The sequence below is a fragment of the Shewanella hafniensis genome, from assembly GCF_019655335.1.
Lineage (GTDB): Bacteria > Pseudomonadota > Gammaproteobacteria > Enterobacterales > Shewanellaceae > Shewanella > Shewanella hafniensis.
In genome coordinates this window covers 1-7,082 of sequence record NZ_BPFD01000125.1, presented here as the reverse complement: position 1 = coordinate 7,082, position 7,082 = coordinate 1, and the positions used below count along the sequence as shown (strand labels likewise).

Here is a 7,082-nt window from a genome sequence, read left to right as displayed (position 1 = left end):
GCCCAAATCCGCGCTTGAAAGCTTGTTATCACAAGCACTTTTGTCGCAGAAAATCGTACCGATTTTTGCTCGTCAAAAGCACATTCTGTTAACGCCAACCTGCAAGCTCAGCATTAAAATGTCGTCACTAATGTGAGTGTGAAGTCCGAGACAAGATAAAAAATGAAAGAAAAACAACAAAACTCACTGAACATTTTTCTTGTTCACCATTGCGAAAAATATGCTTGAAAAAGTGCTTTTTTTCATTAATGTCAATTTAGGAGCTTTACTCTTAATCACACTAAAGGAATAACAGCATGACTGACAATAATCACAACGGCCCGATCGTAAACATTGATGGCACACCTATGATAGGTAACACAGGAATCGATGTGCATGGCAACCCATTTGGCATTACTGAATCCGACACATCGGCGTGTAATAGCAGCATAAGCGATGATGCTTGGTCATTGCCTAACGACACATTTAGCTGCGATTTCGACAGTGGATTTGGGGATGGTTTCTAATTATGCGCCGTCATCTAAACGACAAAATACTTGCCAAATGGATACCTTTAGTCCTTTTGAGCATTATCACCATCATGTGCTTTTGCTGGTTTATCTATACTGAGGATATGAATTGCCTTTTACCTCCGTTAATACTGCATATTAAGTACGCCTTCGGTGTTTTAGCCTATGATAGACGTTATGCAAATACACCTGAGCCCGAGGATCCATGGGTGCGTTTTAAGTACATGATGTTCCGGTTTTGCTAAACCTCAACGTAACTAACCAGACAAATTAGTGAATGACGCCTATAGGGCGGTTAAGGAAAAATGATGGAATTTTTACTACCAATTGCGCTAATGATTATTGGCAGCATAGTGCTTGTGAAAAGATGTAAGCCAAAGAAATAGATAAGAAAAAACTCTGAAACCCGTGACCATAGTAAGGAATCTGCCTAAATGTTTAAGCAGTTTCCTTATTTAAATCGCATCGAAATCAATCTGGCTCAACCACCACTTCGAGCCAACAACTTTCGCCAGTTAGCTTGACTATTAAGTAAGGCGTCATCATCTGAGAAAGTTATTAAATAACTCAATCTCAACAGCACTCCAGTCTGGAAAGCGTATTGAACCAAACTGCCACAAATCCCCCTTAAAAAACTCTTGGCCCTTTCCTTCAACATGGTCGTCGATAAGAATATCTCCCTTCAGCAATCCTTTGTTCGGAATGATGATAAGACGACTGACATATTCCATGCCTAAGTATTGCTCTACCCAAATACGCTTCTCCATATAACACAATGGATTTTGCAAACTTGGCGCTGTGGCTATATAAGGTTCAATTTCTGGATGTTCGAGCATCTTTTTCATCACAGCAATGCCACCTACTTTAGGGGCTAAGCAGCTGAAAAATCCCAATTCAGCTTGAGGGTATGCCTGCTCAGGTTTCTGGAGTTTTTTAAAGGTTACAGCTTCTGTATAATTTACAAGCACATCGTCCATGTCTACATATACGATTTTTGGCATATATTAACCTTAAGTAATTTCAATCATTTAAATCAAAATGTGAAAGCTTTTTCAGCCATTTCTCTCATGCAGTATTTTTGCGTTGGTAGCCACTTACCATAGTGTTTCTCGATCATCTTTATGCTGGTATGCCCCATTTGCCGAGCAACCCATGATAAAGGTAGTCCTGCCGAAATTAAGTGCGATGCAAAGGTATGCCGCGTTTGACTTGGCCCTCTAAAACGAATCCCAGCTTTCTTCAAGTGGTAACAATAAAATCTTTGTCTCAAGTGGGCATCTGAAGTGTATGCTTTTCTAGTATTACTATTACAAAATACAAAGTGAACACGCTGCCTCTCTATAGACTTATTGTCCTCTCGAAGCACATTAATCGTTTCTAGTGCAGAATAATTATAATTATCACGCTGATCAATGAGTATTGTTTTTGCCTGCGGGAGTAACTCTATATGCCTGTTACTAGATAGGTTTTTTGGCTTTTTGTAAATGCCTTCAACGACTGCACGCGAGATATGAATTGTATCGTTCTCTAAGTCAACATCTTCCCATGCCAACGCCATCAACTCACTGACCCTTAGACCGAGAAAGCAATTACAAATGATCATATTGACTTCAGATTGTCTATCTGTGGCCACTGATGCTATTTGAGTTATCTCTTCGGCTAAGAATGGATCTGGTACTTGCGTTAACACTTTGAGATTTGTAACGTTAGTCGATTTTAACCTATCCAGCGGATTAACCGATATTGCCTCATCCAACAGCGCAAAGGTAAATATCTGATTTAAAATGCTTAAAATCTCCTTAATCGTTTTGTTACTCAAATACGCTAGTTTAGTATTCATCCATGATTCAATATCTAACGGCTTAATTTTATCAACTGCATCATTTGCAAAGCGAGGCACGATATGCGTCAGAATCTTATTCTCGTAGTTTTTAATCGTACATGGCGCTAACGTTATCCTTTTCGCGTTCAAAAAAGCGTCAATGTAATGATTGAAGAATTTAGCTTCAAGCTGTTCCTCTCGAATGAAATGATAATTATCAAGTTGCTTCAAAAATTGCTCATGATTATATTTTGCTAGATTTTTCAAATCACTAACGATTACTGATGCGCGTAACAATCCTTGTTCAGTGCACTCAATATCATCCAATGCCATACGGTATAGTTTTGAGTTAAGTTTAAACATCATTCGGACGCAGGTACTTGAGCGAATATCTAGATGTTTAATATTTTTTTTCTTACAAAACAATTTCGCTTGCTCAACTGTCATTAACATCTGGTCTATCCAAAGTATGAAATATACCTTGATATTAACTTAAATTAATGATATTAAAAGGAATCTTCACTGTGAAACTCAGCTTAAATTCCTTCCTAAACAAAATAATCACTCCAAGAACTGCCCTAAAAAGTAGTCAATTCAAAAATATTTTTTTAAATATCAGTAGTGTTGCCTGGCTCGACAACAAACCTTAAGTCAAAACAAAATAATTAAAAATCAGCAACATAAAAAAAACTATGAAGCTTGGGTTACAAAAATAAAAAGCAAAGAAAGCATAATCAAAATTTTCAGCGCCAAATCACTTCGATGACAATAACCTCATACCAACAAAATGCGAGGTTAAGATATGTCTCAAAAACTAGGATGGGTCACTGCAGAAATTTTGGAACGTTACAAAGGGTTAACTTATAACGCAATTAAGAGCAAAATTCGTCGTAAGGTGCTGATTAAAGGGATTCATTACAAGAAATTCGATGGTACGAATATGTTTCACTACGAAGCAATTGACGTATTAATCAATGAACAAGGGAATTAAGCACAGTGAAACAATTTCCTTTAAATACAGTGCAACTAACACCTGCTGAAGCAAAAGGGGTAATAAATCAGCATCAAATTAAAAATATTGAAGTACATGGTAATTCGTTAAGAGCTGTGTTTAAACGACAAAACAGGACTTATAAACAAACACTGTATGTGGGCCTTACATCTCTAGAAATTGTTTCCGTGATATCTAAGTTAGATGGATGGCGGAAGTTATCGCCAGCCGAGTTGGAACTCGCGTTCGCTAATTATAAAAGAAATAATACCAAAGTTCCTTTAACTATTAATGACTTAATAGAAAACTATACAAAAAACCACTATCCCACCTTGGCTCCCGCTACAGTCAAAAGCTATAAAGGTCACTTTAAGCGTATCTCATTGGCTATTGGTGAAAAAAATATACTTGAAATTAACTCAAATGATGTCTTTAAGTTTCGTAACGAACAATTATCTACGTTGGCATGGAAAACAGTGAATGAGACGATCAGGCTGCTGGATACACTTTTACAAAATGCCGTCGACAACGGTGATTTAGTAAAGTCGCCGATCAATTTACGAAGAATGAAAATTAAGCAGGGTCATGGCGATAGCACAATCACTGAAAAATTATTCACGATCGAGGATCTTAACAAAATTCAGAATAGTATTTCTATTAACCCAATGATTGCACTTATTATATTGTTCAATTGTTGCGCAGGGCTCAGGTTTTCAGAGCTAATGGGTTTATCTTGGGAGGATATTGATTTAGAAAAAAAAATTATTAACATCCGCAGAGCGAGAGTAGATGGAAAATATAAAACCTTAAAAGTAAGAGGCGTCGAATCTCGTCAAGTCGATATTTTAGATCCTGCGCTTTGGATGCTGAATGAAATGAAGAAAAGGTTCTATGAACTATCACCTCAACAAACAATCAAGACTCTTGGTGCGGATTATAAACAAATCAAACAAGAAAATGTCCGATTCGTCTTGCTATGCATGGATACACAAACAAGCTATCAAAACGAACAGAAATTTAGAAAGGATTTTTATCATTTTCTGAAGGTTATCAACGTCAGCAAGACAAAACCAAACCATTGCCGACACACTTTTACATCCTTAGCATGTAATGAAGGTGCTAATCAAACGTACATTTCAAAACAACTCGGCCATGCAAGCGTCTTAACAACAGAGAAACACTATCTTAAATGGAATAAATCTCCAAACAAAGTAGAACGAGATAGCGCATCCCAAAAGATAAATTCTATTTTTGAACGGTTCACAACCGCTCAAGGGTAACTATAGAGCTGCTTACATTAGATAAAATAAGCATGCCAATATCCAGCATTATTAAGGTTCTAAAAAATCACCGGAACAATGCTGGTTTCAACATTTCAACTGTTCTTCCCTTCACATTAGCTAAGCAACATTTCAGTTGTTTTCACCCCATCAAATAATTCTAGAAACTGTCGAACTAACATAGATGATTTTTTACACACCTACACTTGATAACATACCAACTGCATGTATGCCTAAGATGGGTAGATAAGTGCTGAATGAGTGAAAGAATATCACTAAGGTAAAACCGGAAAAAATGATTGGAAGGGAGATTTTAGGCTAAACAACTATATTAAAATCCACATTTGGATCCCAAATAGTTCCCAAAACAGAAACAGCGACTCGTAAGTCGCTGTTTTTGTTTAAGAATTTGGCGGTGAGAGAGGGAGTCGAACCCTCGATACGTTACCGTATACACACTTTCCAGGCGTGCTCCTTCGGCCACTCGGACACCTCACCATATGTCGATTTATGTTAGCGTGGTTAATCTTTCACGTTTAACAATCGCTAGCGATTTTATATAGCCTTGCCGAGAGGCTTTCATCGTTAACGGAGCGGTACTGTACGCAAAAGCCTAAAGGGGGTCAAGTAAAAAAGACTCAGTTTCAGGCGGTTGCACAATTGCTAAACAAACCAGCGTCATTTCCTGAATCTTTTCACCGTTTTATGCCGTTAATTGACGGTAAATTTGTGTACTTCTTTCGACATTAAATTTGCGTCAAACGTTAGGGCTTTGGTCAGCTCCCTAAGCTCATCGGAGATCCTTTGGGTATTAAGGTAAATCTCACTGATCTTCAGTGCATTACGATTTACGTCTTCGGATACCGCCGATTGCTCATGGGTTGCTGTGGCAATTTGCTCGTTCATTCGATCAATGATGTCGACTTGCTCTACAATACGTTTCAGTTCGATACCCGCTTTCTCAGCTTCATGAACGCTGTTGTTTGCCTGTGCCAAGCCCCTTTCCATGGCTTTTACTGCAATGATCGCCCCCGTTTTTAATCTGTCGGTCATATTTTTAATATCAGAAGTAGAAGTTTGCGAGCGCTGCGCTAAACTGCGGACTTCATCAGCGACAACGGCAAAACCGCGGCCCATTTCCCCTGCTCGTGCAGCTTCAATCGCAGCATTGAGCGCCAGTAGATTGGTTTGCTCAGCAATACTGCTGATCACATCGAGCACAACGACTATACCGTGGATCTCTTTATCCAATTCATTTATCGCTTGAGATGCACCGCTAATATCATCTGCCAAAGCCTTAATTGATATACCTGTACGGCCAACTTCAATGTTACCTGACTTTGCCTCACGATTAGCGGCCGAGGACGCTTCGGATGCCTGTACGGCATTGCTGGCAATTTCGGTCACTGTCGCGCTCATTTCTGTCATAGCTGAGGCTACTTGCTCTGCCTCGCTGTGACCCGCCATCACATCTTGCTCCATGGCGTGGGTACAAAGGTCCATTTGGGCTACCGCTTGCTGTAGCTTTGCGCCGCTAGCACGCACATGTAGGATAACCTTTTCAAAATCACTCATCATGTCGTTAAAGGCGATGGCAAGTTCACCAAACTCATCCGAGCTTGTTTGAGTCAAACGCACACTCAAATCATAATGTTTACGGGCTTGTGTAATAGTCGAATACAAATGATGCACACTGTCGTGCAAGTAGCGGATCACAGATAAACTCAGTATCAAGACTATCGCTAATACTGAGATTAAGGTCGTGAGCACTAAGAACATTTTCTCATTTGCTGAGGATAATCTCTCATGGGTGATCTTGAGTAAATCAGCTGAGACCTGTTGCTCATACTCACGTAATAACTCAATCCGCGCGGTTGATTTACTAAACCAATCTTCTGGGCTTTGTTGTTGAATTTTTTGATTATCTTGCTCAAACGCAATTTGACGTAACAGTTCAACGTCATGCATTGCAGCTGAACTCTGTAAACGGTTAAATGCAGCGGATAAATCCATTGAGGCTAAGGCTAAAAACCTTTCTTGGTAGGTATTTTGCTCCGAGACTAAAGTGATAAATTTTGCATAAACTTTAGGCTTAAATCCGGCTTGACCAAAGGTTGAGCTGAGTACTGCCCTTTCAATCCCCGCCCTCTCCTTCAATTGCAAAAAGGCACTAAAAGCCGCGGCTTTAATGGCGATTTCTTGGTTGGCGCCAGTTTTAGCGGTTTCATCGACTATCGCCAGTAATATCTTATTCCAGAATTCAGATAATAACTGCGACACTCTAATTGAGGTGTAGAAGAAGCCAACTGCTGAAAAGTGGTACGCTTTATCTCGCCAAAGTAAAAGAGTATCACCATGAATTATCAACAGTTGACCGAAGCAAGACGATACCAGATTTCCGTGCTGTTAGAACAGGGCTTTTCGATAGTACACATAGCTAAATGCATTGATTGTCATCGCTCTAGTGTCTATAGGGAAGT

At 39.3% G+C, this 7,082-nt stretch carries 6 protein-coding genes, 1 tRNA gene and 1 pseudogene; 4 read left to right on the top strand and 4 right to left on the bottom strand.

All coding sequences use genetic code 11. From position 1 onward, the window contains the following. Positions 1-296 precede the first annotated feature (296 nt). On the top strand, positions 297-506 hold the full coding sequence (locus K5Q99_RS20890; RefSeq protein ID WP_107946796.1) for a hypothetical protein: 210 nt from the start codon (positions 297-299) through the stop codon (positions 504-506). 545 nt (positions 507-1,051) lie between these two features. Here the strand turns inward: K5Q99_RS20890 and K5Q99_RS20885 are convergent. Both K5Q99_RS20885 and K5Q99_RS20880 read right to left on the bottom strand, forming a co-directional pair. After that, the gene (locus tag K5Q99_RS20885; RefSeq protein WP_220778015.1) at positions 1,052-1,510 is read right to left on the bottom strand and encodes a 5' nucleotidase, NT5C type; all 459 of its coding nucleotides are present in this window, start codon (positions 1,508-1,510) and stop codon (positions 1,052-1,054) included. A 32-nt stretch (positions 1,511-1,542) separates the two neighbouring features. Further along, positions 1,543-2,784 carry a tyrosine-type recombinase/integrase gene (locus K5Q99_RS20880; protein WP_115334762.1) on the bottom strand — a complete coding sequence of 414 codons (1,242 nt, stop codon included), beginning with the start codon at positions 2,782-2,784 and terminating at the stop codon, positions 1,543-1,545. Positions 2,785-3,133: 349 nt separating this feature from the next. Between K5Q99_RS20880 and xisR the strand changes: the two genes are divergently transcribed. Both xisR and K5Q99_RS20870 read left to right on the top strand, forming a co-directional pair. After that, positions 3,134-3,322 (top strand): excisionase family protein, encoded by a 189-nt coding sequence (gene xisR, locus K5Q99_RS20875; RefSeq protein ID WP_014620713.1) that lies wholly within the window; start codon positions 3,134-3,136, stop codon positions 3,320-3,322. Positions 3,323-3,327: 5 nt separating this feature from the next. Then, positions 3,328-4,602, top strand: coding sequence for a tyrosine-type recombinase/integrase (locus tag K5Q99_RS20870; RefSeq protein WP_220778014.1), 1,275 nt, complete (start codon positions 3,328-3,330; stop codon positions 4,600-4,602). Between the two features lie 410 nt (positions 4,603-5,012). Here K5Q99_RS20870 and K5Q99_RS20865 read toward each other — a convergent pair. Together K5Q99_RS20865 and K5Q99_RS20860 are read right to left on the bottom strand one after the other, a co-directional pair. Further along, a tRNA-Ser gene (locus tag K5Q99_RS20865) sits at positions 5,013-5,100 on the bottom strand. A 213-nt stretch (positions 5,101-5,313) separates the two neighbouring features. Continuing rightward, positions 5,314-6,855 (bottom strand): annotated as a pseudogene (locus tag K5Q99_RS20860) (methyl-accepting chemotaxis protein); the annotation flags it as partial. A gap of 102 nt (positions 6,856-6,957) precedes the next feature. Here K5Q99_RS20860 and K5Q99_RS20855 point away from each other — a divergent pair. Further along, positions 6,958-7,082, top strand: a 125-nt coding sequence (locus K5Q99_RS20855; RefSeq protein ID WP_220776858.1) for a helix-turn-helix domain-containing protein, incomplete at its 3' end; no start/stop codon positions are given.